Raw genomic sequence first — 25,438 nt, 5'->3', positions numbered from 1 at the left:
GAAGTTACAAATATATAATTATATCCCCTTATTCCATAAGTAAAGAAATTATTTTTTTATTAAAAAATGCCCAACCAGCCCTTTTCAGGAGGTTTTTAGGGATGCTGTGCCCCCCAATCACTGTCCTTCGCCTCCTTACGGTGCCGGTTCGTCCAGCTCCGCCTGTAATTTCCGGGGAAGCCCTTTTTTGACCAGCCCGTAAGATTCGCTGATCAGCTCCCGTACAAGAGCCGGGTTTTTCAGGGTATTGTCTACCGAGATCCAGTGCACCTTATTGAAATGATAGGCTTCATTAATATACGAATATTCATTTCGCAGGAACTCATTTTTCGCCGGCGTATTTTTCAATACCACCTGCGGGAACTCGTTGTCGAGGGGAACAAGCGCATACATCTTGCCCATCACCTTGTATACCAGGTGCTCAGGGCCGAAAGGCGTTTCTTCCGTTATTCCCTTAAACCCGAGACAAAATTCCCGGAGCTCTTCAATATTCATCAGCGCGTAAAATAACGTACCGCCATTACAATCAGGGCAATCCCGAACATCACAATAGAAATGCGGTTGATGCCGTGCATGATCCGGAGGTTGCTGCTGGTAGGATACCTGCCTTCCTTATCTTTTGTAAATACGCGTCCGAAATATTGAAATACCGGTCCTACCTTTAATAACTCGATGATCTTTCCCATATTTTATAAAAATTAAAAAATATAACTGATCATGCCCGGTCCCCGGCACGATCACCCTTCCGGATCCACCCAGTTCCCGTCTTCGCGGATCAGGTTGATCAGTTCGTCTACCGCATTCAGGGATGAAACCGAGCGTTTCACCACCTCCTGTCCTCTATATAACGAAATTTTATCCTTTCCGATTCCCACATAGCCATAATCAGCATCCGCCATTTCACCCGGACCGTTCACAATACAGCCCATAATGCCGATCTTGATGCCCTTCAGGTGGTCGGTACGTTTCCGGATCATGGCCGTGGTTTCCTGGAGGTCGAACAGCGTACGGCCGCACGACGGGCAGGAGATATACTCCGTTTTGGAAATCCGGGTTCTTGCGGCCTGCAGGATACCGAAAGCCAGGCTGTTAATGGCGCGGGTACCGGCCGGGCTGCTGATCATGAGCCCGTCACCAAACCCTTCCAGGAACAGGCCGCCGATGTCGGTAGAGGCCATCAGCTGCACGTCTTCCAGGGGCTGTTCCGGGTAGCTCCGGCTGAAAACCACGGGCAGCTGAATGCCGGCTGCCGTAAGAACCGACAAGATACCCCGGAATTCCTGGAAAGAATTGGGCCGGGGAGAATGCAGCAGCAGAACCGTCTTTTCCAGGGCGGCTATTTCCTCTATCCATTCCGGCCTCCATGCGGATACATCGATGCGTACAAAATTCACTTCAGGGTGCCGCCGGTCAGCAAGCCGGTAGTCGTTCCATTCAAAAAGCGGCAGCTTGTTGAGCGGATCGGTATGCTGTGACCAGGCCGGGAAATCCAGGATCTCCTTGAGCCCGTTAGGAAGCATGAACGAAATGGGCCGGCTGCCCGAATAAACATAGTCGGCCCCCAGGTCATTCATCTTCCATTTATCCGGTAAAGGCAGGTAAAAATGCCCGATGTCCTTCAGGTCGTCGATCTCCACCTTTTCAAAAGCGGAGTAATCGGCAATTACGCGGGGTACATTTGTTCCGCCCAGGTTGAAAACTTCTGTGGTGGTTCTTTTCTTATAGGTAAACGGATGCAGCACGGAGGTGTCGGCTGCATGCAGACTGTAATTACCGGGATTAGGAAAATAGCGTTTCACCAGGGCAGCAGCCACCGGCGCTTCAAATTCAGGGTCTTCGGTAAGGCTGACCCGTACGGTGTCGCCCAGGCCGTCTTCCAGCAGGGTACCGATTCCCATTGACGACTTGATGCGGCCGTCTTCGCCCTCACCGGCCTCGGTCACGCCCAGGTGCAGGGGGTACGGCTTCAGCTCCTCTTCTTCCAGCCTTTGGGTCAGCAGCCGGTAGGCGTGCACCATAACCTGCGGATTGGAGGATTTCATGGACAGAACCACATTGTAATAATGTTCGTCTTCGCAGATCTTCAGGAATTCGAGGGCCGACTCTACCATGCCCGCGGGCGTATCGCCGTAGCGGCTCAGGATACGGTCAGAGAGCGAGCCGTGGTTGGTACCGATACGCATGGCCGTACCGTATTCCTTGCAGATCCGGACCAGGGGCAGAAACCGCTCCCGGATACGTTGCAGCTCGGAAGCGTACGAGGCATCGGTATATTCAATATGCTCAAAACGTTTCTTGTCGGCGTAATTGCCGGGGTTGATACGTACTTTCTCTACAATTCTTGCAGCCAACTCGGCCGCGTTGGGTGTAAAATGGATGTCGGCCACCAGGGGAGTGGTAAAACCAGCCGCATGCAGCTCCCGCCGGATGTTTTCGAGGTTCTGCGCCTCTTTCACACTGGGGGCCGTGATCCTGACCAGCTCACATCCGCTTTCAATCATCCGGATGGTCTGGGCCACAGAGCCGGCCGTATCCATGGTGTCTACGGTAGTCATAGACTGGATGCGGATGGGGAAATCAGAACCTATACCCAGGTCACCTACCATTACAGGATTAGTGATACGCCTGGAATAAGCGGTTAACGAAGTGCAATACGACGACATAGCTTACTCATGATGAAATACATTGCAAATATACTAATTTGGTTCCGGTCAAAATCATTCCGGGCAAAAATGCTTAATTTTGCACATTGAAAATGGAAAAGAGCATAATGACAGAATTACCGGTGATGGAATACTTCTATACCCTGCAGGGAGAAGGATTTCACAGCGGTAAAGCGGCTTATTTCATTCGCCTGGGCGGATGTGATGTGGGATGTGTGTGGTGTGACGTGAAGGAGTCGTGGGATGCTGACGCCCACCCCCGGTATACGGTAGAGCAGATTGTAAAAGAAGCGTCGGTTTTTCCGGGCAGAATGGCCGTGGTAACGGGCGGAGAACCCCTGATGTATGACCTGGAGGAGCTGACCACTGCCTTAAAGCAGGCCGGGTTTCAAACCAATATTGAAACGTCTGGGGCACACCCGTTGTCAGGGCACTGGGACTGGATCTGCTTTTCGCCCAAAAAATTCAAAGCCCCGCGCGAAGAATTTTACGAAGTAGCCCATGAGCTTAAGGTCATCATTTTTAATTCGTCTGATTTTGCATTTGCCGAGCAGCATGCCGCCCGGGTCAATAAAAACTGTAAACTGTTTCTCCAGGTGGAGTGGGACAGGAGAGAAAGGATGATGCCGGAGATGGTGGAATATGTGAAAGATCACCCCGAATGGAGAGTAAGCATTCAAACCCATAAATATATGAATATCCCATGATCTCACGGGCTACTGAACAGGATGCGGCCGCCATTATTGCCGTTGCGGAAAAATCATGGGCCGCCACCTACCGCGATATTATTTCCCCGGAACAATACGATTATATGATAGGGAAGTTTTATAACCTGCCTGCCATCCGGGAAACGCTTCTTGATGGGCAGCAGGCTTTCCTGCTTTATCATCACGGAACGGAAGTTACCGGCTTTATCTCGTACCAGCTGAATTATCCCGCTGCCGGCTGGTGTAAGATTCATAAGCTGTACGTGCTACCCGAAATGCACGGTAGCGGCACCGGTGCCAGGCTGATCAGGGCAGTAGAAGAAATAGCATCGGCTCATCAGCAGGATTCGCTTACCCTGAATGTCAATAAATACAATAAGGCGCTGGGCTTCTATCAGAAAGTGGGGTTCAGCATAGACCGTCCCGAGGTGATCGATATCGGCAGGGGCTATGTAATGGATGATTTCGTGCTTATAAAAAACTTAACCCCGCCCTCATAGAGAGCGGGGTAAGCACCTATTCAACCCTAACCTATTAAACTATGAAATGATATTAAAGACTGGTTTGCTGAGCCACTTCCACTACAGGAAGTACCACAGTATTTGATTTCTTTACATTCCAGATGTAGTTAGAAACCGCCTGGTTAAAAGCGATCTGCTCGCCCAGGTTTTTCAGCTCTTTGTTCTTTGAAGAAGCCAGTGACTTGTTCAGGTTGCTGGCAGCAGCAAAGAATTTCGCTTTGGTTTGCTCATCCAGGTTGTAGAAATTAGCGGGATCTTTGCTGTACATGTCCATTACGGCCAGGTAAAGATTAAGATCTTCGCTGTTTTTCTTAACAATTTTCTTACCTTTCTTATTCAGCGTATTAACTACCTCTGAAGTGCTTTTAATTTGTAATTTGTTACCTTCATTGGCAGAAGCTGTGGTAAAACAGGTAGCCAGGATAGTACAGATAACGATCAGTGTTTTAAATTGCTTTTTCATTTTATTCTTCTCTTTACTTATTGATTCTTGAATTATTGCATTTTTATTACACTGCAAAATTGAGAAGAATAAATGTACCTACCAAATTTTATTCGGTATGATATACGAAATATTATTTGGTTATATTATCGCAATTTTTCAATAATGCTGTATTACGATTAAAATATTGCATCATATTTGAAATATTATTCTTTTGATGCAGGCCTTGAGTTATATTTTATCTGTTTTTGCAGTAAATGCAAAAGTTCTTTGAAAAATACAATTATTCGTTGTATAAATTCATGGTGCGGGTGATTCCGGTGGTGCAAAAGCTGAAAATCATTTCAATGGCCTTATCAATTTTGGGCGAAAGTACGAGCAGCTCATCCTCTGAAAACCGCCCCAAAACCCAGTCGATCTGCCTTCCTTTTGCGAAATCGTCGCCTATTCCGATCCGTAAGCGGGGATAGGCATCGGTGCGCAGCAGCTCCTGTATATTTTTCAGGCCGTTATGCCCTGCTGAAGAGCCCCTTTCTTTCATGCGCAGCTTTCCGAGGGGCAGGGCCAGGTCATCGACCAACACCAGTACATTTTCTACCGGTATCTTCAGCTGGGTCATCCAGTAAACCAGTGCCTTGCCACTGAGATTCATAAAAGTAGTAGGCTTAATGAGCGTCAGCTGGTGCCCCTTGTGCTTCATTTCGGTGACATACGCGTGGCGTTCGAGTGTAAAGGTCAGCCCGTTGTCTATAGCTATCCGGTCTAAAACAATAAACCCGGCATTATGACGGGTCAAAACATAATCGGGGCCTGCATTACCTAATCCTACTATCAGGTATTTCATTTTCTTTCTTTTTAATAATATACAAAATAAGCTATTTTTGTCGATAATTAAATTCTTCGGATGCAAAAGAAAAGGCTTTTGTTGGGGCAACCCCTGCTGGATATTACATTAAAACGCCTCTGCCAGGAAATTGTGGAAAACCTGGATGAGCACACCCCCACGGTTTTGCTGGGCCTGCAGCCGCGGGGAATTTTCCTGGCAGAAAGGCTGAACCATTTCCTCCGTACGGAGTTTGACACCCATCTGCCGCTGGGGCACCTGGATGCCACTTTTTACCGCGACGACTACAACCGGGGCGGGAATATCCTGAAGCCCAATTCCAATAAGGTAGATTTTATCATTGAAGACAAGAAAGTAGTGCTCATTGATGACGTCATTGCTACCGGCAGGATGGTGCGCGCCGGTATAGATGCCATGCAGGTTTTCGGAAGGCCCGCCCGGGTAGAGCTCCTGTGCCTCATCAACCGGAAATACGAACGGGATCTGCCCATACAGCCCGACTACGTAGGCCAGGGCGTAAATACCTTAGACAGCCAGAAAGTTCTGGTAGAATGGAAAGAGCAGGGGTTTGCGGAAGACACGATCTGGATCATCGGTTAATGGAAGAATTTAGTGCGGGCATGGTGCTTTCGGGATACCTGCAGGGGTGTTTTCCCATGGCTGAGCCGGAGGGTACCATCTTCTGGTATGCCCCCGATCCCCGTTGCGTTATTCCCCTTGAAAATTACCGCCCGGCCCGTTCGCTGCGGCCGGTGCTGAACCGGGGCACCTTTGAGATCAGGCTGAATACGGCTTTTGAGGCCGTTATGAGGCAGTGTGCCCGGCCGCGTTCTGATTCTGACAGCATCTGGATTTCAGAGCAGATTATCGAGGTTTATACGCAGCTGCACGGGTTGGGATATGCCCATTCTGTGGAAGCCTGGTACGAAGGAGAGCTGGCTGGAGGGCTGTACGGCGTTTCCCTGGGAAAAGTGTTTTTCGGGGAGTCCATGTTTCATACGGTTCCCAATGCATCAAAGGTGGCTTTTCATTACCTTATCCTGCGGCTCAGGGAGAAAGGATACCGCATGCTGGATTCACAGATCATGAACGACAACGTAAAACGTTTCGGTGCAACGGAGATTTCCAGGAAAGAATTTATGGCGGTTCTCAAAAAGAACGTCAGCCTTGAAAAGCATTTTATATAAGTACGTCCCGGTAAATTTCTTCCAGGCGACCGATCACCTTTTCTTTTGTAAACCGTTCGGTATACGTAAGAAATCCCGCCTCGCCGATAGGGGCCAGGTCGGCACGGCTGTAAATTTCCTTAATTTTTTCCGCGAAATCCCGGGGGTCGATAAGAAAGCCGTTCCTGCCGTCTTCAATGACCTCGCTTGCGGCTACTTCTGACGAAAGAATCACCGGCACTTTCAGGGAAAACCCTTCCAGCAGGGCCAGGGGGAAGCCCTCCAGGCAGATGGAGGGAATGACAATGCCCCGGCTTCCGGCCATGTGCCCGGCTATTTTCTCCCGGCTGAGGTAGCCCAGGTGGCGCAGGCCGGCGTTAACGGGGTTTTCGGGCAAATGCCGCAGCGGCCCGTCGCCAATGATCTGCAGGGGCGGAGCATCGGGCCGGTTAAATGCATGTATGAGCTGCTTTACGCCTTTTTCTTCCGATAAACGGCCAATGAAAAGAAAATAAGGGGTTTTATCCCCGGAAACGGCCGGCACGGCAAGCGGCTCAATAAAATTAGGCTTTATATAAATATGCTCTGCCCGGATACCCAGCCGGCCCCGGAGCAACAGCTCCCCGGCATAGTTGGTCAGAGGCAAAAATGCATCGGTGTTCTTCCATGTGCCCAGCCAGGCGTGAAAGCGGTACGTAAAAGCGGTCAGGAAGGTTTTGGGTACGGAGCCGTCGAGCACGCCCTTTCGTACGGCATCCCAGGGGAAGGCCTTGCCTACGCTGCCCATATACCGCCGGCCTTTGTAAAACAGCAGGGCCGAGGGGCAGAGCAGCCGGTAATTGTGCAGGGTAAAAACCACGGGAATGCGCAAACGGCGGGCCGTACGGAACAGGATAGGCCCTGAAGCGTAATGAATATTGTGGATATGGATGAGATCAGGGGCAAAATCCCTGATCTTTTTCCGCAGCCGGAAGGCCGCAAAGATATTATAAGGATAAAGCAGGTATTGCAGCAGCCCTTTCAGTCCTTTCCTGTTCCGGAACGTCAGCAGCTCTACCCGGTGTCTCTCCTTCAGGGCCGCTTCTTCCTGGTGAAAAACGCCGTCTTCCCCGCCGGGATCCTGGTAATAATTATGAACAAGCAGTATCCGCATCGGCCGGTAGGTTTAAGGGTTTGATCCACCCTGTGTCGGGGCTTATTTCTTTCAGCCGGGAGAGGGTCAGCCCGTAAGCCGGGTGAACCAAGCCGGGCGCAATTTCAGCCATAGGATACAAAACAAAATTTCGTTCAGCAAGCCGCGGGTGCGGTACTGTGAGGTCGTCCATGCTGAAGTGATAATCTTCAAAAAAGAGGAGGTCGATATCCAGCGTACGGCTTCCCCATCGTTCTTTTCGTTCGCGGCCGCATTCGTGCTCGGTTTGCTGAAGCGCGTGCAAAAGCTGCAGCGGAAAGAGCGGGGTTTCTATTTCGGCTACCAGGTTATAGTAGGTATCCTGTCCGCTCACGCCCCAGGGCTCGGTTTCGTAAACGGCCGAAACGTTTTTCAGGCGGCCGGCCTTTTCGGCTATCTTCTGCAGGCCGGCCCGGATATGGCCCGGCTTATCGCCCAGGTTGCTGCCTATTCCCAGGAATGCGGTAAACATCATTCAGGCAACCGACATGTTGTACGACGCCACCGCCTGCGATACTTCCCGGAGCAGGCCGGGGTTTTTCTCAATGGCATTACCGATGACGATCACATCGGCACCGGCTGACAGCGCCTTGCGGGCATCTTCGGTGGTGCGGATACCTCCGCCCACAATAACGGGTACCGACACGGTATTTTTGACCATCCGGATCATCTCTTCCCGCACGGGGAACAGGGCGCCTGAACCTGCATCGAGGTAAATATAGTGCAGGCCCAGCATTTCACCGGCCAGGGCCGTGGCGGCTGCCACATCGGGCTTATCGGCCGGAACCGGCGTGGTGTTGCTGATATAGCTTACCGTAGTAGGCCTGCCGCCGTCTACCAGGATATAGCCCGTAGGCAGGATCTCCAGTCCGCTTCGTTTGAGCATAGGTGCAGAAATAACGTGCTGCCCGATCAGGAACTCCGGGTTTCTGCCCGAAATCAGCGAAAGAAGCAGGATGGCATCGGCACCCCGGTGAATATGCAGGCTGTTACCCGGAAACAGGATTTTCGGCACCGTGGTTTTCACCGCCAGCTCAGACAGCACCATATCCATATTATCGGTGGAAATAAGGCTGCCACCCACAAATATATAATCTACAGGCGAATCGTTGATACACGCTATCCTTTCGGCCAGTGTACCGGCATTCAGCTTGTCAGGATCGAGGAGAACAGCAAAGCCCTTTTTGATCATATTATTTATTTTCATTCATAAAGCGGTCAACGAAGTCCAGGATCTGCTTTTTGGCCAGGCCCACGGCTACCGAAGTGGCCAGGCCCACCAGGGCATTCCGGAGAAAATTCTCATTTTTGACGGTAACCTTTGGGGCTGCTTTTTCCGGGTCATCGGTAAGCAGCTTGTACAGGGCATAAGCCGAGGCGATGATTCCGAGAACAATCAGGATATTTGCCCCCTTTTCCTTGTATTCTGAAAGCTGGTTTTGTAAAGCCAGTGTTGCATTTTCAATTTCTCCTTCCAGCTCGGCCTGCTTGATTTCTCTGGCATTCATCTTCGTTATAGTTTAAGTGTAAACTTCTCTAATGAAGTGGCAAATTATGAAATTTATTCTATTTATAGGTGCTATTCCGCTACAAAAATTAAGCCGTAGCGGTCCATTCCGAGCTGGCCGGAGGCCAGGTCTTTTTTTATCATCGCGGCCACGGCATCCCGCTCAGCGGCGGTAAATGCGCGCTGCAGGTCTTCCACGCCGGCCGGCAAAAGCCGGTACAGCCGGGCCTTGAGGCCGGCTGTTTGTGCGGGCAGCCCGGCCTCATTCGCTTTCCTGCATACATCGCACTTGCCGCAGGGTTCCGGGTTTTCCTCGTCAAAATAATCCTGGATTACGGTCATCCGGCAGCGATGATCCTGTTCGGCGTACATGATCATGGCTTTCATAGACCGCCTGTCGTTGTTTTTCCGGTCGGTAATGTGCCGGTGATTGAGCGGGAGATGCGCGGCATCGTACCGGAAGCCCTGGAAGCTCAGCTGCGGGGTGGATTTTTGCGGTATATATTCAATAACGCGGTGCTTTTGCAGGAAGAGGAGGGCTTCGAGGGTTTTGGAATACGAGCTGCCCGTTGCAGAAGCCACCTCGTTTTCACGGATATCTACATAGGCCTGGAACGCCTCGCCCCCGTAAACCCGGAGAATGGCCTTTACCGTTTCACTGATCTGCGGGTTTCTCTCCTGGAACTCCATGAGCGAATCGCCGCGCAACAGGAATTTCAGGCGGGAGGGCTGGTAGTAGCTTTCCGATAAAAAAAGCAGTCCCTGTGACTCCAGCAGCTTCAGGGCGTAATGGGTTGGCAGCATATCAAGCCCGAACGTGGAGGCAAAGCCATACAGGTCAAAGTCGTGGAGGCTGTATTCCAGCTCTCCTGCAGGTACCTGGTAATAATTGGCCAGGCACTGGTACACCCGCCTGAGCACCGGCAGGTCGGGGTATTTCATGTCCAGGTTCTTTTCCAGGGTCAGTATATCATTTTTGTTGTAAAGCAGCAGGGCTGAGCAGGGCTTCCCGTCGCGCCCGGCACGGCCCGATTCCTGGTAGTAGGCTTCCAGGTTGTCGCACAGGTCAGTATGCACCACCGCCCGCACGTCTGCCTTGTCAATGCCCATTCCGAAGGCATTGGTGGCCACCATTACGGTGTCTGTTCCGGCCAGCCAGTGATCCTGCTTTTTATTTCTTTCCGGGAGGGGCAGCCCGGCATGGTAAAAATCAGCTGCAATACCGTTTTTGCAAAGGAAAGCCGCCGTTTCCACGGTTCCTTTGCGGGTTCGGGCATACACAATGGCTGAACCGGGGGTTTCCCGGAGAAATTCCAGCAGGTGCAGCTCTTTCCGGTCGGAATACTGCACCCGGTAAGACAGGTTCTCGCGGGCAAAAGACTGTACGTACAGGCCCGGCGTATGAAGGCCAAGCCGTTGAATGATGTCTTTCCGTACCTCGCGGGTGGCCGTGGCCGTCAGCGCAATTACCGGGTACTTCCGGCCGGCCGTATAGTGCCTGATTTCACTGATCTCAAGGTAAGCCGGCCTGAAATCATGCCCCCATTTGGAAATACAGTGGGCCTCATCAATAGCCAATAGGCCAATGGCAAGATAATTCAGGGCATTTTTGAAGGAGACCGTCTTCAGCCTTTCCGGCGAAACGTAAAGAAAACGGATGTGCCCGTCAATGGCCCGGTTAAGGGTATCTGTAACGGTGGCCTGGTCCATGCCCGAATAAATGGCCGCTGCGGTGATCCCTCTCTGCTGAAGCTGGAAAACCTGGTCTTTCATCAGGGCGATCAGCGGCGATATCACCAGGCATGTCCCGTTGAGCATCAGCGCCGGAACCTGGAAGCAAACCGATTTGCCGCCACCGGTGGGTAAAATGGCCAGCGTATCGCGGCCGGCCAGCACGTTGGCAATAATGTCTTTCTGAAGGGGACGAAACGCGTCGTAACCCCAGTAGTGTTGCAGGACAGTTTCGGGTCCGGAGATTATTTTTTCATTTTTTTCGATCATGAATACAAAAATAGGGATATTTTTACGTATCTGTATTGGAAGTGAATTACCCGGTCTTGTGAATCAGAATGATATGAAAAAAATACTACTTACGGTCCTCTTGCTGGCGGGGGCTACCTGTTCCGTAACCTCACAAACCCTGTATAAAGATAAGATCAGGACATTCCGCGGGGGAGATGTGATCTGCCCCGGCATCCATGAAGATCACTTTTCTATTGTGGCGGCCCGCGATTATATCCGTAAGTCGCGGAACCTCCGGACACAGGCCACCCGGAACTCGCAGTTCATTGTAACCTACAGCGGTTTCCCGGAAGAAGCCAAAGCGGCCTTCCAGCGGGCGGTAGATATCTGGGAATACCTGGTGTACTCAGACGTGCCCATCCGGGTATACGCCGAATGGCAGAACCTGGGGTCAAATATCCTGGGATCGGCCAATACCTCCAACTTCCTGATGAATTTTGACGGTGCCCGGTACGTAGAGACCTATTACCCCATGGCACTGGCTGAAAAGCTGGCCGGTAAGCCCTTGAACAGCGACTCGGTAGAAGACATTTATTGCCGCTTTAACAGCACCATTCCCTGGCATTACGGAGAGCCCGAAGATATCAAATCAGGTACGTTTGACTTTACCACCATTGTATTGCACGAGCTGGGCCACGGGCTGGGCTTTATTTCCACCATGTCGGTATCCGGTCAAAACGGTAATTACGGCTACGGCACTCCCTACAAGTCGGTCTACGACATTTACCTGGAAAATGAAGCGGGGAATAACCTGGTCGATACCACGGCCTTCAAAAACAACAGCAATGCACTTTACCGCGTGCTTACCGGTAATGCCCTCTTTTTTGAGAAAGGAGAAGGGGCCGGCCGGCCGCGGCTCTATGCTCCGTCTCCCTATGTAACCGGGTCAAGCATTTCGCATATGGACGACAATACCTATACACATGGGTCGCTCAATGCGCTCATGACTTCCACCGCCAAAAGCATGGAGGTAACCCACGATCCGGGTCCGCTGGCCATGTCGGTTTTCTATGAAATGGGATGGAAGAGCACCTCCATTGTGCATGAGCGGCTGAAGAATTTCCCGGCCGGTACGCCTGTCACATTTAAGGTGAACATTCTTTCCGATACCACGCTGAAAGAAGGTACGGCAAAGCTTTATTACCAGGCCTCCGGTACCCTGCAGAGCAAAGACCTGGTACGGGTGGCCGGTACGCATGAATACCGCACGGAGATCACCTTTCCGCCTTCGGTGACCGAAGTGAGGTATTATTTTGAAGTTCAGGATGACTTCGGAAGCACGGTCCGTTCACCGGGTACCAACGGGCTCAATGCCACGCAGTACCTCTATTCTTTCCGCATGGGTACCGATATCAGCGGGCCTTCGCTGAGTCATTCGCCGCTGGCTATTGAAGAAGTGAGCTACCCCAATATCTTTGCGGTTCTGGCCGACGACGATTTCCAGGACGGAATGGCCACGGTAACGCTCAACTACCAGGTAAACGGCGGGGCGCAGGTTTCAGTACCCATGCAGAAATACGACGCCGCCGTACACGGTGCCGAGCTCTCACTGGGAGATGATGATAAGTACCTGTACGTGCTAACCGACCCGATTGCCGGTCTCCGTACAGGAGACCAGGTAAAATACCAGCTGGTGGCAAAAGACAAGACAGGAAATACCACGGTGCTCCCTACCGAATATACGGGTACCAAAAGCACCGATCCGCCGGTGGCCTCGTATTACGAATTTACCGTAACCAGCCTGTTCAGTACCCGAAGATCCTACTCTACCGATTTTGAGAATTCGGCAAGCGACTTCGCAAAGGTGGGCTTCCGGGTAGGTACCGAGGAGGGTTTTCCTACGTTGGGCCTGCACAGCTCACATCCGTACCGGAACGGGCTGGGGCTGCTGGATCCGGCAGACGGCAGTGTGCTGGTGAATTTTGACCGGAACGAAATAGCCATGCTGCGTTATCCCATCAGCGTGGGAGACGGCAGCAACACCCTGGTGACCTTTGACGAGGTGGTCATGGTAGAACCCGGAGATAACGGGTCGAAATACGGGGACAATAATTTTTACGATTATGTGGTAGTGGAAGGATCGTTTGACGGGTCTGCCTGGACACCGCTGGAAGACGGCTACGACAGCCGGGCCAATACCCTGTGGGAAAGCCGCTTTAACGAGAGCATGAGCTCGGGAGATTACCCCAATTCTACGGCGAAAGGAAATGTAACCCTGGCCAAAAAGCGGTCTTTACTCATTAATACGGGTGTATTGGGCAGCAATAAGGGCCGGCCCATGCTTTTGCGTTTCCGTCTTTACTCTGATCAGCTGACCCACGGCTGGGGCTGGGCCATAGACAACCTGTACATCCAGGAAAACGCACCGCTTATACTGGCCAACGAAGTGGAGCCGGGTTACGGCATCACGCTGTATCCTAATCCCACTACCGATCACATTGACATTGAAATGACCCTCAGCGAGGCCCAGAAGGTGCAGCTGGAGATATTTTCACTGAACGGCGGAAAAGTATACAATGAATATGTAACCACCACCGGTACCGACTTTCACCACCAGGTAGGAGTGGCCGCTTTGCCTTCAGGCACTTACGTGCTGCAGGTAAAAGAAGCCAAAGGGTCGGCCTTTAAACGGTTTACCAAATTATGAGATTATCTGTTATTGATGCCGGGAATTTTAAGCTGGACGGCGGCGCCATGTTCGGCGTAGTGCCCAAGTCTATCTGGAACAGGTCTGTTCCTGCCGATGAAAACAATATGTGCAATTTCAAGATGCGCTGCCTGCTGGTAGAAGAAGGCTCCCGGCTGGTGCTGATTGATACGGGAATGGGAGAAAAACAGCCCGAAAAATGGCAAAGCTACTATTACCGGAACGGCGAAGGCGAATTAAAGAAATCGATCATGGAGGCGGGCTACGCGGTTTCGGACGTGACGGACGTGATCTTGTCGCACCTGCATTTTGACCATTGCGGCGGAGCGGTAGAGCGGCACCCTTCGGGCACTTCTTACCGGCCCGTGTTCCCCTCGGCAAAATACTGGACGCATTCGGCCCATTACGAGTCGGCCGTTCATCCCAATGCCCGTGAAAAAGCCACTTTCCTGGAAGAAAATATCCACCCCCTGGTAGAAGCCGGGCAGCTGTATTTTATTGATCAGAATGCCCACGGCTTCAGTGATGCATTTGAGTTTACGTTTGTAGACGGTCATACCGAGAAAATGATCATGACGCTTATCCGTTACCGGGATAAAAAGCTCATGTTTGCGGCAGATACCGTACCCACATACGCCCATATCCATATTCCCTATGTGATGTCGTACGACATTGCCCCGCTCAAATCCATGGAAGAGAAAAAGGTTTTGCTCGACCGGCTGATCCGCGAAGACATTGTTCTTTTCTTTGACCACGATGTGGAGCATGAAGCCTGCATCGTTGTGGAAACCGAACGGGGCTACCGGGCGGGCGACATGGGTACGCTGGCTGATTTCGGTTTGAAATTTTAAGTTTCGCGATCCTCTTCGTATTTTGCGGATAATTATCGGGCTGCTTTAGCGTTAATGGTTAACAAACTCTGTCATTGCTTGTGCGAAAACTCATACCCTATGTGATTTTCCTGGCGCTTAGCTCATGTTCGCAGTACAATACGGGCCTGCTGAGCAGGAGTTGGCACAACATGAATTCGCGTTTTAACGCCTTATTGATCTCCCGCGAGGATATCGATGTGGCCAAAGAATATATTGCTGCCCATTACACCGATAACTACGAGGCCGTTCTGCCCGTTTACCGTGTCATTGACTCCACCCGCCTTGATACGGCCAAATTCTACCTGATTGATGCCATCAAAAAATCGTCTATCATAGCCGAAAAGCACTCCAACAGCAAATACCTGGATGAAGCTTACCTGCTTATCGGTGAGGCCCGGATCCTGAAGGGGGAGTTTGAAAATGCCATTGAAACGTACAAATACCTGAACAGTGTTTCTTCGTCAGAACAAATGAAGACCGAAGCGCTGACCCAGATGATGCGCGCGTATATTGAGCTGGGCGACTATAAGAACGCCGATCAGCTGTCCGTGCTGCTCAAAAGCAGGACATTGACCAAACGGAGCCGGCAAACCTACCTCCTGAACATGGCCTATTATAACCAGGTGAGGGGAGAGAAGGCCGTTACGGCGGTTTTGCTGGAAGAAGCGCTCAAAGGCATGAAAAAAGGGGCAGAGAGAGCCCGGTACCACTATATCCTCGGACAATTGTACAACGAGCTCAACCAGGTAACACTGGCGCGCCGTAATTTCCGGATGGTGATCAAAAATAAGCCCGAATACGACCTGGTGTTCAACGCCCGGCTGGGGCTGATGATGACCGAGTCGCTGGCCAATAATACGGATCTGCTGTTCGGAAAGATGCTGGAAGACCGCAAAAACCAGGATCTGAAGCACAAGATATACTACAAGATGGGCGAAACCGCCCGCCGTAAGAAAAGAACGGAAGAAGCCATTGGCTACTACGGAAAATCGGCATCGGAGGCGGGTAACGACGCGCTCAGCAAAGGAATTGCCTACAAGGCCATTGGCGACCTCTACCTGGATGACCTGGCCGACTACGAACATGCCGCCGTTTATTACGACAGCACGGTGATCACCCTGCCCAAGGCCTACCTGGCGCGTACGGATATCAACGACAGGGCCATGGTGCTGAATGAATTTATCCGGTACAAAAAAATATATGACCTGGAAGACAGCCTGCAGCGCATGGCGGCCCTGAGCCCCGAAGCCCTGGATCAGAAGCTGGAGCAGTCGGTTCTGGCCCGGCGGGCAGAGCTGAAGAAAAGCCGGGAAGTACAGAATGAAGCAGCCCCGGTGCAGGCGGCGGCTACTACAGGTAAGAAGTGGAGATTATACGATGCGAAAGAGATTGTAAAGGAAAAAAACGAATTTGTGCGGATCTGGGGTAACCGGGTGCTGGAAGACAACTGGCGCCGCAGGGAGAAATCAGCTACATCTTTTGTTTTCAGTGAAACCGAACGCCGGATGGTGGAGCAGCCCGTTGTGCAGCCCGTGATCAGCAATGCAGTTTCTACGCAGATCTCAGAAGAAGAAAACGAGCGGAAAGCCGTAGAAGACGAGATAAAAGAATTTAAAAAGCGCATACCGGTCACCAAAATTCAGCTGATCGCCTCCAAACGGAAACAGGAAGAAGCGGCTTTCCGGATAGCCCGGATCTACAAGCTGAAATTTAAAGACGAGCAAAAGGCCAATGCTGCTTTCCGGAAATTCCTCGACGACTTCCCGAAGTCGAGCTACGAGCCTGAAGTATTGTATTACCTGGCGCTGGCACAGGAAAATCCCCTGGACAATGCCTATGCCACCCGCCTGGTGCAGAATTACCCGAACACATCGTTTGGCCGGCAGATCAGGAAAGGGACCGTTACCATGACCCACGACAGGGAAGTGGAGGCCCTGGAGCTCTATAAAAATGCTTACCGGCTGTACGACGAAGGTAAGATGACAGAGGTCATCAGCGCTCTTGAAGAAGGGATGAACGAATATGTGGGCAGCCAGATAGAAGATAAAATGGCGCTTTTGCGCATCTTTGCCCTGGGCAGGGCAGGGCTACGGGATGAATATTATATTGCACTAAGCGATTTCATCCGCTCATACCCGGCCTCCGATCTGCTGCCCAAAGCCAAAGAAATGCTGGCCGTATTAAACTGACCGCCCGGCACTAAGTACCCGGCACTCGGAACTAAGTACTCGGAACTCGGCACTAAGTACTCGGAACTCGGCACTAAGTACTCGGCACTCGGAACTAAGTACTCGGAACTATTATGGACAAACAACGGAAAATACAACGCATATACCTCTGGCAGATCGGTTTCCTGATCTTCCAGGTTCTTGCTTTTTATTTGATAACGGTGTATTTTTCCTGATCGTATGAAGATAATTGATTGGATCCTTCTTTTGCTGACCTTCTCCGGTATTCTGCTTTACGGCATCTACAAAAACCGGAAAGACAAGAACCTTGACGGCTATCTTCTGGGCAACCGCTCGCTGCCCTGGTACCACGTGGGCTTCTCCCTGATGGCCACCCAGGCCTCAGCCATCACATTCCTGTCGGCTCCGGGTGAAGGGTACGCCAACGGCATGGCCTTTGTTCAGTTTTACCTGGGGCTTCCCCTGGCCATGATCGTGCTGAGCATCACATTTGTGCCCATCTTTCACCGGCTGAAGGTGTATACGGCCTATGAATTCCTGCAAACCCGTTTTGATAACCGGGTTCGTATTTTTACGGCTGTGCTTTTTCTGCTGAGCCGCGGGCTGGCCACCGGGCTGGCCATCTATGCGCCCGCAATTATTGTTTCCACCCTTTTTCACTGGGACCTGACCTATACCAATATCCTGCTGGGCGGCATTGTGCTGCTTTTTACGACCATCGGGGGTACCAAAGCCATTTCGCATACCCATTTTCAGCAAATGATGTTTATGACGGTGGCGCTGCTCCTGGCCTCTTTCTTTATCCTGGCATTGCTGCCCGATGATCTGACGGTGGTTAACGGGTTGAAAATGGCAGGAAAAGCGGGTAAAATGAATGTTCTCAGCCTGGATCCGGAAGCCAAATACAACCTTTGGTCCGGCCTTATCGGCGGTTTTTTTCTCCAGCTGTCGTATTTCGGTACCGATCAGTCGCAGGTAGGGCGTTTTCTTACGGGCCGGTCGGTATCGGAAAGTCGCACGGGACTGATGATGAACGGCTTTGTGAAAATCCCGATGCAGTTCTTTATTATCCTGATCGGGGTTTTTGTTTTTATCTTTTACCTGTTTAACGAAACCCCGGCCTTTCACAATACCGTAGAGGTAAAGAAGCTGACCGAAAGCGCTTATGCGCAGGATTATTACGCTCTTGAAGCCCGCAACCGGGAAAACAGCCTGCTCAAAAAGCAGGTAGCGGTAGAATTGAATCATGCGCTTGAAGCGGGCAATACAGCAGAAGCGGACCGGCTGGGCGAACAGCTCAATCATTACCTGGAACAGGAAAGCGGCATCCGTTCGGAAGTAGCCTCGTTGATCCGGAAAAGCAACCCGGGCGGCAACGACAAGGACATCAACTTTGTCTTCCTGAATTTTGTCATGAATAAGCTTCCGCACGGCTTTATAGGCATACTGATAGCCGTTATTATTTGTGCTTCCATCGGTGCCATTGCCTCGGCCCTGTCGGCCCTGGCAGCCACCTCCATCACCGATGTGATCAAAGTGACCGGCCGGCCCGTGGGCACCGAAGAGCAGGAACTAAAAATGACCAAAGCCCTTACCGTGCTGTGGGGTATACTCATTATCCTGGTGGCCATAGCCGTGCAGCGCTCGGGCAGCAGCATGATAGAGCTGGTCAATGTGATCGGCTCCTGGTTTTACGGGGTAATCCTGGGCGTTTTTATTATAGCCTTTTACTTCCGGCGCATCGGCCCGGCACCGGTATTTTATGCGGCGGTGATTGCCCAGGTGCTGGTGATTGTTATCTGGTATTTTTTCACGGAAAAACACAATATCCTGCCGTTCCTCTGGCTGAACCCGATCGGTGTAATCCTGGTAGTAGGCATGGCCTTTCTGCTGCAGCAACGGGAGAAGTAAGCATTTTTTTGTATATTTAGGGTGAAATAAGCGGGCCCCCGGGCCGGAACCATGAGCGACGTTAAAAAAATTTTAATCATAGAAGATGATCTCCGGATTGCCCAGAACATCAGCAAAGGACTGGTAGAAAAGGGGTTTGAGACCGAGGTGGCCTACGACGGCAAGATCGGCGTAAGGCTGGCCCTGGCCCAGGCTTTTGACCTCATCCTGCTGGATCTCAACCTGCCCGAGCTGAACGGCTACGAAGTATGCTCGGAAGTCAGGAAACGCAAGCCCACCATTCCCATCATCATGCTCACCGCGCTGGGAGAAACCGAAGACAAGATTGAAGGCTTTGACCGCGGGGCCGATGATTACCTGGTCAAGCCCTTTGACTTCCGGGAGCTGCTGGCCCGGATCAACGTATTTATCAAGCGGAATTCGGTGCAGGGAGAGGTGCATGACCACGTATTGCGTATTGCCAACCTGGAAATGGACGCCGATGCCCGGACTGTCATGCGCGACGGCCAGAAGATCGACCTCACGCCCAAAGAATTCTCGCTCCTGGAATACCTCATAAAAAACAAGGGCAAAGTGATCTCCAAAGCCGATATTTCCAGCACTCTCTGGGAGCCCAATAACCAGCAGAGCCTAAATGTGGTGGAGGTGTATATCAATTTCCTGCGAAAAAAAATTGATAAAGATTTTACCCCCAAGCTCATTCATACCAAAACGGGAATGGGGTATACCCTTTCGGAAGAATAATGAAGATCAGGACCAAAATAGCTTTCCAGTTCAGCCTCATTGTGGCGCTTATCCTGGTTCTTTTTTCGGTGGCGCTCTATTTCCTGATCCGGAATTACACCAAAGTTGAATTTACCAACTACCTGAAAGACCGTGCCGAAACCACCGCCAAGTTGCTGATCAAAGAGGCCAATGTAGACAAGCGACTGCTGAAAATTGTAGATAAGAATACGCTTTCTACCCTCTATGCGGCAGAAGTGCTGGTTTTTAACGAGAAAAACGAGATTGCCTACTCCAATACCGATGCCGAAACCATCAAATACAGCCCGGACCTCCTGCAGCGGATCCGTGAGCAGGGCGAATACGTGGGCGAATACAAGGAGAAAAAAGTAGTGGGCCTGGTGATCCCGAACGAGACCAACAGCAAAATTTACCTGATCCTGGCCCAGGCTACCGACACCTATGGCGATGCCAAGCTGGAGAATATCCAGAATGCCATGATCTGGGGGCTGCTCATTGCCATTACGCTTACGGTGATCCTGAGCTTTGTTTTTGCCGGTGAGTCACTGAAGCCCATTTCGCGCATTAACCAGGAAGTATCCAATATTTCGGGCCAGGATTTCAAGAAAAAGATCAGTACGGGAAATAACAAAGACGAGATAGCGCAACTGGCCATGAACTTTAACCAGATGCTTTCACGGATTGAGCAGGCCTTTGAGATGCAGAAGAGCTTTGTGAGCAATGCCTCGCATGAGCTGCGCACACCCCTGGCGGCCATTAAGTCGGAGATCCAGGTGGCGCTGGAAAAAGACAGGGGCCCGGAAGAATACCGGGAAATCCTGCGCTCACTTGACCAGGACAACCAGCGTATGATACAGCTGATCAACGGGCTGCTTCAGCTGGCCAAATCAGAGCAGGGCGAATCGAACCTCATGCACAAGCCGGTACGGGTAGATGAGGTGCTTTTCGAAGTGCAGGAAGAGCTGCTGGGGCAGCATCCCGGCTACAGTGTTTTTATTGATTTTGAAGAGGTGGTGGAAGAAGAAGAGCCGCTGACCGTTATGGGCAACCGCCCCCTCCTGAAAACCCTTTTCAACAACCTGTTTGAAAACGCCTGCAAGTATTCAGATAACCATACGGCTGAAGTAAAGATCAAGTTCAACAAGATCAACCTCATTATCAATATTGCCGATACCGGTCACGGCATCTCGAAAGAAGACCAGGAACGGGTATTTGAACCCTTTTACCGTACGGCATCAGCCGCCAACTACAAAGGGCACGGCATCGGGCTTTCCATCTGCAAGCGCATTACCGATATCCACAAAGGCAAGATCCTGGTCAGGAGTGAGCTGGGAGTGGGGAGTAATTTTGTGGTGGTGCTGCCGCATATAAGTTAAACAATCTTTCCGTCTTTCAGCTCCACAATCCTGTCAGACCGCTCTGCCAGCGCCAGGTTATGCGTTACAATCACAAAAGAGCATCCGTAATTATCGCGCAGGGTAAAGAAAAGCTCGTGGAGCTCGCCGGCGTTTTGCGTGTCGAGGTTTCCGCTGGGCTCGTCGGCAAAAACATAGCGGGGGTTATTGATCAGCGCCCGGGCTACGGCCACGCGCTGCTGCTCTCCTCCTGACATCTCCGAAGGCAGGTGACCTGAGCGGTGGGAAATATTCAGGATCTTCATCAGCTCTGCTGCACGCTCCCGGGTTTCCTGCCGGTCGCGTTTCCCGATCCAGGCCGGCAGGCAGATATTCTCTTCTGCGGTCAGCTCGGCCATCAGGTTATGAAACTGGAAAACAAACCCTGTTTTTTCATTGCGTATAACGGAAAGCGCCTGGGTGTCAAGACGGGTTAACTCTGTTTTATCCAAAAAAACTTCCCCGGAATCGGCCTTGTCAAGGGTGCCCAGTATATGAAGTAAAGTACTTTTCCCTGCGCCGGAGCTTCCTACAATGCTTACAATTTCTGCCGGGTTCACACGTATCGAAATTCCCTTTAAAACTTCCAGATTTCCATATTTTTTATGGATATTTCTTCCTTCAAGCATCCGTTTTTGCGTATTATTATTTTAAAATTAATCGTATTTTTTCCCGGAATTTGTTTTCTGGCGGTCAATATTTTGCTAATTTGGCAAAAAATTAGAAAAGTTCAATTTTTAATTAACTATTTATGAATATTCACGAGTACCAGGGTAAAGAAATATTATCCAAATACGGGGTAAGAGTTCAGCGGGGGGTAGTGGCGTCAACGGTAGAAGAAGCTGAAAAAGCCTACCAGGAAATATCAGAACTGACCCATTCAAAATTTGCCGTAGTGAAATCCCAGATCCATGCAGGTGGCAGGGGGAAAGGAAAGATCAGGGGAACCGAGCAGCGAGGTGTTCAGCTGGCAAAATCGGCAGACGATATAAAAACAATAGCGGCCAACCTCCTGGGCAACACGCTGGTGACTATTCAGACCGGTGAAGACGGTAAAGTAGTGAATAAGGTACTGGTGGCTGAAGATGTATACTATCCCGGTGATTCTGAGCCTAAAGAGCTCTATGTTTCTATCCTGCTCGACAGGTCCAAAGCCTGTAACGTGATCATGGCCTCTACCGAAGGCGGTATGGACATTGAAGAGGTAGCCGCTCATACACCTGAAAAAATTATCAAAGAATGGATTGACCCCCGCGTGGGCTTCCAGGGCTTCCAGGCACGCAATGTGGCCTACAAGCTGGGCCTGACCGGCAATGCCAATAAAGAAATGGTGAAGTTTCTTACATCGCTTTACAAAGCCTACGATGAAACGGATTCTTCCATGTTTGAGATCAACCCGGTGCTGAAAACCTCAGACGATAAAATACTGGCCGTAGACGCCAAAGTGAACCTGGACGACAACGCGCTGTTTCGTCATCCTGACCTGGCAGCGCTGAGAGATAAGTCAGAAGAAGACCCCATGGAAGTGGAAGCCTCGGAAAGCGACCTGAACTATGTGAAGCTCGACGGAAACGTAGGCTGCATGGTGAACGGTGCCGGTCTGGCCATGGCTACCATGGACATCATCAAGCTGTATGGCGGTGAGCCGGCCAACTTCCTCGATGTAGGCGGTGGCGCTAACGCCGTTACGGTAGAGGCGGGCTTTCGCCTGATCCTGAAAGATCCGAACGTAAAAGCCATTTTCGTGAACATCTTCGGGGGTATCGTAAGATGCGACCGGGTGGCAAACGGTATCGTGGAGGCCTACAAGACCATCGGTGAGATCCCGGTGCCTATCGTGGTTCGTCTACAGGGCACTAATGCCGAAGAAGGCGCCAAAATCATCAATGACTCGGGTCTGAAAGTATATTCAGCGGTGAAACTGAAAGACGCTGCCGAGCTGGTAAAGAAAGTACTGGCTTAAGATCTGCCTGTTCAACGCTTACACGAGGTGCTTCCTGCGGGAGGCACCTCTTTTCGTGCTGTAAATTTTATTATTTTTACCTGCAAAGCTGAAATGACCCGGGCAAATGCTAAAGTATTTGAAACGTTTAAGCCGGAAAACCCCTTGGTTGCCCGGTATGTGGACTACTATTACCTGGACATCCAACCCGGTAACCGGGTCAACGAATTTCAGTGTTTCCCGCATTTCAATAACACGATTTCTGTTTACCGGTCGCACGTATGGGCAGAAAACGGTGAAATGCAATTTGATGAAAGCGCAGAGCCGTTCCAGATTTTCACCCCCATCCGTGAAAAGGTACTTCACGTAAAGCAATCGGGCAGGGTTCACCGGCTTGTGCTGGTATTTTATCCCCTGGGAGTACAGCAGTTTTACAGGGAAGTGAATTTTGCAGGTTACATCACCGGGTTTGAATTTTTCACCCCGGATGAACTGGGAAAAATGTTCTCCACCACTGACACCGGCAGGCTGACCCGTATGCTGGATGATTTTTTGGAAAAACGGTTTAGAGAATTCAGCCACCCCGCTTTAGAGCGATCCATTCAATACATTCTTGAGAAGTATGAAAAAATCTCAGTTACGGAAATTGCGGGTATGCTGGGCATCAGCCGGCAGCATCTGAACCGGGTTTTCCAGGCACACCTGGGCGTTTCTGCGAAGAAATTTCACGAAATCGTTCTCTTCCGGCAAACGGTCAATAAAAAACTGTTTGAGCGTTTTAGCAAAAGCTATACGGAGCTGGCTTATGAATTTAACTTCAGCGATCAGTCGCATTTCAACAAAACCTATAAAAACCTGACAGCTACTTCACCCCGTTCTTTTTTCAACAAAGGCACCGTTCTCGGGAAAGAAGATACCTTCTGGCATTTGCATCCCTGACCGCCGGTTACATTTTTACAATTTTTCAAAAGTTCCCGTGCCTAGTTTTGCCTCATAAAACGGAAGAATATGAGATATTACCTGGCAGGAGCGCTGTTTTTTTGTATTTTCTTATGCCACGGGCAGGAAGGGTACTCGGTACTGACGCGAAAAGCGCTGGAAGCCATGTGGAAGGCAAAAGACACTACGGCCTACCGGAATGCCCTGAACATGTACGAAAATGCTTTCCGGGCTTATCCCGACAGCGTGAACGGATCAGCCCTGTACAAGGCGTCTGTGCTGGCCGCCGAGCTCAGAGACTTTGAAAAGGCCTTTCAATACCTTACCCCGCTTTCTCAAATGAAATCAGACGACTACGGTTACCCGGGGTGGAATTATATAGTGGGAAAATACTCGGAGAGTGAGTATAAGAATTTACTTGACGATCCGAGGTGGGCGGCTTTAAAGCAAAAAGCAATCACAGGTAAAGCGCAGTTCTACCGGGAGCTGAAAGAAAAGGAAAATGAATTTTACCGTATTTCCGGCAGGGACCTGAAGCGTATACCGGATCCCCGAACCCTGTACAAAGAGATCAGGGCATATCATCCTTACCAGTCAAAGCAGCTCCGCGATTATTCCCTGTCACTGCCGGTCAACGACTCGGTGCGGACTTCTTTCCTGGTTCACCTGCCAAAGAATTATTCCCCGCAGAAAAAATACCCGGTTCTGTTGTTCCTGCATGGAGCGGTGAGAAACAATGCACTGACCGAATTTCAAACCGCTGAGGCCAATTTAAACGGCTGGAACCGGTATTATACCCGGTATGCCGACCAGGAGGAGGTGATCCTGGTTTTCCCGAAGGGGAGCCGTCAATACAACTGGATGACGCCCGATGACGGTTTTTTCATGGTTCCTGAAATAGTAAAAAAAATAAAGCAGGCTATTCACGTTGACGATAACAAGATCTTTATTTCAGGCCACTCCAACGGGGCTACGGGCTCATTCTCCTACCTGATGAAGCAACCCACCCCGTTTTCAGGGTTTTACGGCTTCAACACCTACCCGAAAGTTTTTACAGGCGGCACTTTTGTGGAAAATATCAAAAGCCGGTCGTTTATCAATTTCTCTACCGATGAAGATTACTACTACCCGCCCGGTGCCAACGATGATCTCACCCGGCTGATGACTGAATTAAAAGCCGATTACCGGGAATACCGTTATCCCGGTTTTCCGCACTGGTTTCCGCAGTTTGATGAATCGGAGCCGGCTTACCGGGTACTTTTCAGCGACCTGGCCAACCGGGAAAGGAACCCGTTCCCGGAAAACATTTCCTGGGAGTTTGACGATGAAAAATATGGGAATATCGACTGGCTGAGCGATATCAAGCTGGATACCCTTCAGCCGGTAGAAAAATGGCATAAGCAGCTGAATTTCAGGATCAGTAAATGGCTGGAATATAACCGGAACGACAGCTTAATAACTGTGCCGGTAGATAAAAATGCCTTTGACTTCCCCCGGAGGTCGGGCAAAATCAAAGCCGGCTATGCCCGCAATGTATTCAGCATTGAAACCTCGTGTATCCGATCTTTCCGGATCAACATTTCGCCGGAAATGGTGAATCCAAAAAAGAAAGTGAAAGTGTACGTCAACGGGAAGCTGTACTATCGTCAAAAAATAAAATATAACCCTGAGTTTATGCTGCAAAACTTTGAAGACACCCGGGACAGGGAACAGGTCTGGGTAAATTTCATAGCACTGAAAGTATAAGCTTCCGGGCC

General features: G+C 50.7%; 24 protein-coding genes. 13 read left to right on the top strand and 11 right to left on the bottom strand.

The window, feature by feature from the left end:
• Positions 1 to 135 precede the first annotated feature (135 nt).
• From AB2U10_RS05520 to ispG, 3 genes are read right to left on the bottom strand one after another with little or no spacing between them, the layout of a single operon-like run.
• The gene (locus tag AB2U10_RS05520) at positions 136 to 495 is read right to left on the bottom strand and encodes an MmcQ/YjbR family DNA-binding protein (protein ID WP_367913007.1); all 360 of its coding nucleotides are present in this window, start codon (positions 493 to 495) and stop codon (positions 136 to 138) included.
• Positions 495 to 686 carry a DUF6728 family protein gene (locus tag AB2U10_RS05515; RefSeq protein ID WP_367913008.1) on the bottom strand — a complete coding sequence of 64 codons (192 nt, stop codon included), beginning with the start codon at positions 684 to 686 and terminating at the stop codon, positions 495 to 497. The genes AB2U10_RS05520 and AB2U10_RS05515 overlap by 1 nt, the downstream gene beginning before the upstream one ends.
• A gap of 51 nt (positions 687 to 737) precedes the next feature.
• Complete coding sequence (ispG, locus tag AB2U10_RS05510) at positions 738 to 2,663, bottom strand: (E)-4-hydroxy-3-methylbut-2-enyl-diphosphate synthase (RefSeq protein ID WP_367913009.1); 1,926 nt, start codon at positions 2,661 to 2,663, stop codon at positions 738 to 740.
• 92 nt (positions 2,664 to 2,755) lie between these two features.
• On the opposite strand from ispG, the gene AB2U10_RS05505 reads away from it, so the two are divergent.
• Complete coding sequence (locus AB2U10_RS05505; protein ID WP_367913010.1) at positions 2,756 to 3,370, top strand: 7-carboxy-7-deazaguanine synthase QueE; 615 nt, start codon at positions 2,756 to 2,758, stop codon at positions 3,368 to 3,370.
• Entirely contained in the window at positions 3,367 to 3,870 is a 504-nt protein-coding gene (locus tag AB2U10_RS05500; RefSeq protein WP_367913011.1) for a GNAT family N-acetyltransferase, read from the top strand. The genes AB2U10_RS05505 and AB2U10_RS05500 overlap by 4 nt, the downstream gene beginning before the upstream one ends.
• Before the next feature lie 52 nt (positions 3,871 to 3,922).
• Here AB2U10_RS05500 and AB2U10_RS05495 read toward each other — a convergent pair whose 3' ends face one another.
• Positions 3,923 to 4,354 (bottom strand): hypothetical protein, encoded by a 432-nt coding sequence (locus AB2U10_RS05495; RefSeq protein ID WP_367913012.1) that lies wholly within the window; start codon positions 4,352 to 4,354, stop codon positions 3,923 to 3,925.
• 262 nt (positions 4,355 to 4,616) lie between these two features.
• Entirely contained in the window at positions 4,617 to 5,177 is a 561-nt protein-coding gene (pth, locus tag AB2U10_RS05490; RefSeq protein WP_367913013.1) for an aminoacyl-tRNA hydrolase, read from the bottom strand.
• 60 nt (positions 5,178 to 5,237) lie between these two features.
• Between pth and pyrR the strand changes: the two genes are divergently transcribed.
• Positions 5,238 to 5,777 carry a bifunctional pyr operon transcriptional regulator/uracil phosphoribosyltransferase PyrR gene (gene pyrR, locus AB2U10_RS05485; RefSeq protein WP_367913014.1) on the top strand — a complete coding sequence of 180 codons (540 nt, stop codon included), beginning with the start codon at positions 5,238 to 5,240 and terminating at the stop codon, positions 5,775 to 5,777.
• Positions 5,777 to 6,364: a leucyl/phenylalanyl-tRNA--protein transferase gene (aat, locus tag AB2U10_RS05480; RefSeq protein ID WP_493820271.1), complete on the top strand. Its 588-nt coding sequence runs from the start codon at positions 5,777 to 5,779 to the stop codon at positions 6,362 to 6,364. The genes pyrR and aat overlap by 1 nt, the downstream gene beginning before the upstream one ends.
• On the opposite strand, the gene AB2U10_RS05475 is transcribed toward aat, so the two are convergent.
• The 5 genes from AB2U10_RS05475 to AB2U10_RS05455 form a co-directional block, all read right to left on the bottom strand.
• Complete coding sequence (locus tag AB2U10_RS05475) at positions 6,357 to 7,496, bottom strand: glycosyltransferase (RefSeq protein WP_367913016.1); 1,140 nt, start codon at positions 7,494 to 7,496, stop codon at positions 6,357 to 6,359. The genes aat and AB2U10_RS05475 overlap by 8 nt on opposite strands.
• Positions 7,474 to 7,989: a 2-amino-4-hydroxy-6-hydroxymethyldihydropteridine diphosphokinase gene (folK, locus tag AB2U10_RS05470; protein WP_367913017.1), complete on the bottom strand. Its 516-nt coding sequence runs from the start codon at positions 7,987 to 7,989 to the stop codon at positions 7,474 to 7,476. The genes AB2U10_RS05475 and folK overlap by 23 nt, the downstream gene beginning before the upstream one ends.
• Entirely contained in the window at positions 7,990 to 8,721 is a 732-nt protein-coding gene (locus AB2U10_RS05465) for a phosphoglycerol geranylgeranyltransferase (RefSeq protein ID WP_367913018.1), read from the bottom strand.
• On the bottom strand, positions 8,708 to 9,022 hold the full coding sequence (locus AB2U10_RS05460; RefSeq protein WP_367913019.1) for a hypothetical protein: 315 nt from the start codon (positions 9,020 to 9,022) through the stop codon (positions 8,708 to 8,710). The genes AB2U10_RS05465 and AB2U10_RS05460 overlap by 14 nt, the downstream gene beginning before the upstream one ends.
• 71 nt (positions 9,023 to 9,093) lie before the next feature.
• A complete protein-coding gene (locus AB2U10_RS05455; protein WP_367913020.1) occupies positions 9,094 to 11,022 on the bottom strand; it encodes a RecQ family ATP-dependent DNA helicase in 1,929 nt (642 codons plus the stop codon).
• Positions 11,023 to 11,095: 73 nt separating this feature from the next.
• Between AB2U10_RS05455 and AB2U10_RS05450 the strand changes: the two genes are divergently transcribed.
• From AB2U10_RS05450 to AB2U10_RS05425, 6 genes are all read left to right on the top strand, one after another.
• A complete protein-coding gene (locus AB2U10_RS05450; RefSeq protein ID WP_367913021.1) occupies positions 11,096 to 13,690 on the top strand; it encodes a T9SS type A sorting domain-containing protein in 2,595 nt (864 codons plus the stop codon).
• Positions 13,687 to 14,541, top strand: coding sequence for an MBL fold metallo-hydrolase (locus AB2U10_RS05445; RefSeq protein WP_367913022.1), 855 nt, complete (start codon positions 13,687 to 13,689; stop codon positions 14,539 to 14,541). The genes AB2U10_RS05450 and AB2U10_RS05445 overlap by 4 nt, the downstream gene beginning before the upstream one ends.
• An 80-nt stretch (positions 14,542 to 14,621) precedes the next feature.
• Complete coding sequence (gene porW / locus AB2U10_RS05440) at positions 14,622 to 16,751, top strand: type IX secretion system periplasmic lipoprotein PorW/SprE (RefSeq protein WP_367913023.1); 2,130 nt, start codon at positions 14,622 to 14,624, stop codon at positions 16,749 to 16,751.
• Positions 16,752 to 16,970: 219 nt separating this feature from the next.
• Positions 16,971 to 18,662 (top strand): sodium:solute symporter family protein, encoded by a 1,692-nt coding sequence (locus AB2U10_RS05435; RefSeq protein WP_367913024.1) that lies wholly within the window; start codon positions 16,971 to 16,973, stop codon positions 18,660 to 18,662.
• 51 nt (positions 18,663 to 18,713) lie between these two features.
• The gene (locus AB2U10_RS05430; protein ID WP_367913025.1) at positions 18,714 to 19,406 is read left to right on the top strand and encodes a response regulator transcription factor; all 693 of its coding nucleotides are present in this window, start codon (positions 18,714 to 18,716) and stop codon (positions 19,404 to 19,406) included.
• Positions 19,406 to 20,782 (top strand): sensor histidine kinase, encoded by a 1,377-nt coding sequence (locus tag AB2U10_RS05425; protein ID WP_367913026.1) that lies wholly within the window; start codon positions 19,406 to 19,408, stop codon positions 20,780 to 20,782. Before AB2U10_RS05430 ends, AB2U10_RS05425 begins: the two co-directional genes overlap by 1 nt.
• Here AB2U10_RS05425 and AB2U10_RS05420 read toward each other — a convergent pair.
• Positions 20,779 to 21,429, bottom strand: a complete 651-nt coding sequence (locus AB2U10_RS05420) for an ABC transporter ATP-binding protein (RefSeq protein WP_367913027.1) — start codon at positions 21,427 to 21,429, stop codon at positions 20,779 to 20,781. The genes AB2U10_RS05425 and AB2U10_RS05420 overlap by 4 nt on opposite strands.
• 122 nt (positions 21,430 to 21,551) lie before the next feature.
• On the opposite strand from AB2U10_RS05420, the gene sucC reads away from it, so the two are divergent.
• From sucC to AB2U10_RS05405, 3 genes are all read left to right on the top strand, one after another.
• On the top strand, positions 21,552 to 22,763 hold the full coding sequence (sucC, locus tag AB2U10_RS05415; protein WP_367913028.1) for an ADP-forming succinate--CoA ligase subunit beta: 1,212 nt from the start codon (positions 21,552 to 21,554) through the stop codon (positions 22,761 to 22,763).
• A 93-nt stretch (positions 22,764 to 22,856) separates the two neighbouring features.
• Positions 22,857 to 23,681: a helix-turn-helix domain-containing protein gene (locus tag AB2U10_RS05410; protein ID WP_367913029.1), complete on the top strand. Its 825-nt coding sequence runs from the start codon at positions 22,857 to 22,859 to the stop codon at positions 23,679 to 23,681.
• 69 nt (positions 23,682 to 23,750) lie between these two features.
• The gene (locus AB2U10_RS05405) at positions 23,751 to 25,427 is read left to right on the top strand and encodes an alpha/beta hydrolase-fold protein (protein ID WP_367913030.1); all 1,677 of its coding nucleotides are present in this window, start codon (positions 23,751 to 23,753) and stop codon (positions 25,425 to 25,427) included.
• The last annotated feature ends 11 nt before the right edge of the window (positions 25,428 to 25,438 follow it).

This window comes from Leadbetterella sp. DM7, from assembly GCF_040829825.2.
GTDB lineage: Bacteria > Bacteroidota > Bacteroidia > Cytophagales > Spirosomataceae > Leadbetterella.
The sequence above is the reverse complement of the archived record's forward strand: the minus strand, read 5'-3'. Positions and strand labels throughout refer to the sequence as shown.

Coding starts and splice junctions, on each gene's coding strand:
- AB2U10_RS05520 (WP_367913007.1), bottom strand. CDS start 495: ATGAATATTGAAGAGCTCCGGGAATTTTGTCTCGGGTTTAAGGGAATA.
- AB2U10_RS05515 (WP_367913008.1), bottom strand. CDS start 686: ATGGGAAAGATCATCGAGTTATTAAAGGTAGGACCGGTATTTCAATAT.
- ispG (WP_367913009.1), bottom strand. CDS start 2,663: ATGTCGTCGTATTGCACTTCGTTAACCGCTTATTCCAGGCGTATCACT.
- AB2U10_RS05505 (WP_367913010.1), top strand. CDS start 2,756: ATGGAAAAGAGCATAATGACAGAATTACCGGTGATGGAATACTTCTAT.
- AB2U10_RS05500 (WP_367913011.1), top strand. CDS start 3,367: ATGATCTCACGGGCTACTGAACAGGATGCGGCCGCCATTATTGCCGTT.
- AB2U10_RS05495 (WP_367913012.1), bottom strand. CDS start 4,354: ATGAAAAAGCAATTTAAAACACTGATCGTTATCTGTACTATCCTGGCT.
- pth (WP_367913013.1), bottom strand. CDS start 5,177: ATGAAATACCTGATAGTAGGATTAGGTAATGCAGGCCCCGATTATGTT.
- pyrR (WP_367913014.1), top strand. CDS start 5,238: ATGCAAAAGAAAAGGCTTTTGTTGGGGCAACCCCTGCTGGATATTACA.
- aat (WP_493820271.1), top strand. CDS start 5,777: ATGGAAGAATTTAGTGCGGGCATGGTGCTTTCGGGATACCTGCAGGGG.
- AB2U10_RS05475 (WP_367913016.1), bottom strand. CDS start 7,496: ATGCGGATACTGCTTGTTCATAATTATTACCAGGATCCCGGCGGGGAA.
- folK (WP_367913017.1), bottom strand. CDS start 7,989: ATGATGTTTACCGCATTCCTGGGAATAGGCAGCAACCTGGGCGATAAG.
- AB2U10_RS05465 (WP_367913018.1), bottom strand. CDS start 8,721: ATGAAAATAAATAATATGATCAAAAAGGGCTTTGCTGTTCTCCTCGAT.
- AB2U10_RS05460 (WP_367913019.1), bottom strand. CDS start 9,022: ATGAATGCCAGAGAAATCAAGCAGGCCGAGCTGGAAGGAGAAATTGAA.
- AB2U10_RS05455 (WP_367913020.1), bottom strand. CDS start 11,022: ATGATCGAAAAAAATGAAAAAATAATCTCCGGACCCGAAACTGTCCTG.
- AB2U10_RS05450 (WP_367913021.1), top strand. CDS start 11,096: ATGAAAAAAATACTACTTACGGTCCTCTTGCTGGCGGGGGCTACCTGT.
- AB2U10_RS05445 (WP_367913022.1), top strand. CDS start 13,687: ATGAGATTATCTGTTATTGATGCCGGGAATTTTAAGCTGGACGGCGGC.
- AB2U10_RS05435 (WP_367913024.1), top strand. CDS start 16,971: ATGAAGATAATTGATTGGATCCTTCTTTTGCTGACCTTCTCCGGTATT.
- AB2U10_RS05430 (WP_367913025.1), top strand. CDS start 18,714: ATGAGCGACGTTAAAAAAATTTTAATCATAGAAGATGATCTCCGGATT.
- AB2U10_RS05425 (WP_367913026.1), top strand. CDS start 19,406: ATGAAGATCAGGACCAAAATAGCTTTCCAGTTCAGCCTCATTGTGGCG.
- AB2U10_RS05420 (WP_367913027.1), bottom strand. CDS start 21,429: ATGCTTGAAGGAAGAAATATCCATAAAAAATATGGAAATCTGGAAGTT.
- sucC (WP_367913028.1), top strand. CDS start 21,552: ATGAATATTCACGAGTACCAGGGTAAAGAAATATTATCCAAATACGGG.
- AB2U10_RS05410 (WP_367913029.1), top strand. CDS start 22,857: ATGACCCGGGCAAATGCTAAAGTATTTGAAACGTTTAAGCCGGAAAAC.
- AB2U10_RS05405 (WP_367913030.1), top strand. CDS start 23,751: ATGAGATATTACCTGGCAGGAGCGCTGTTTTTTTGTATTTTCTTATGC.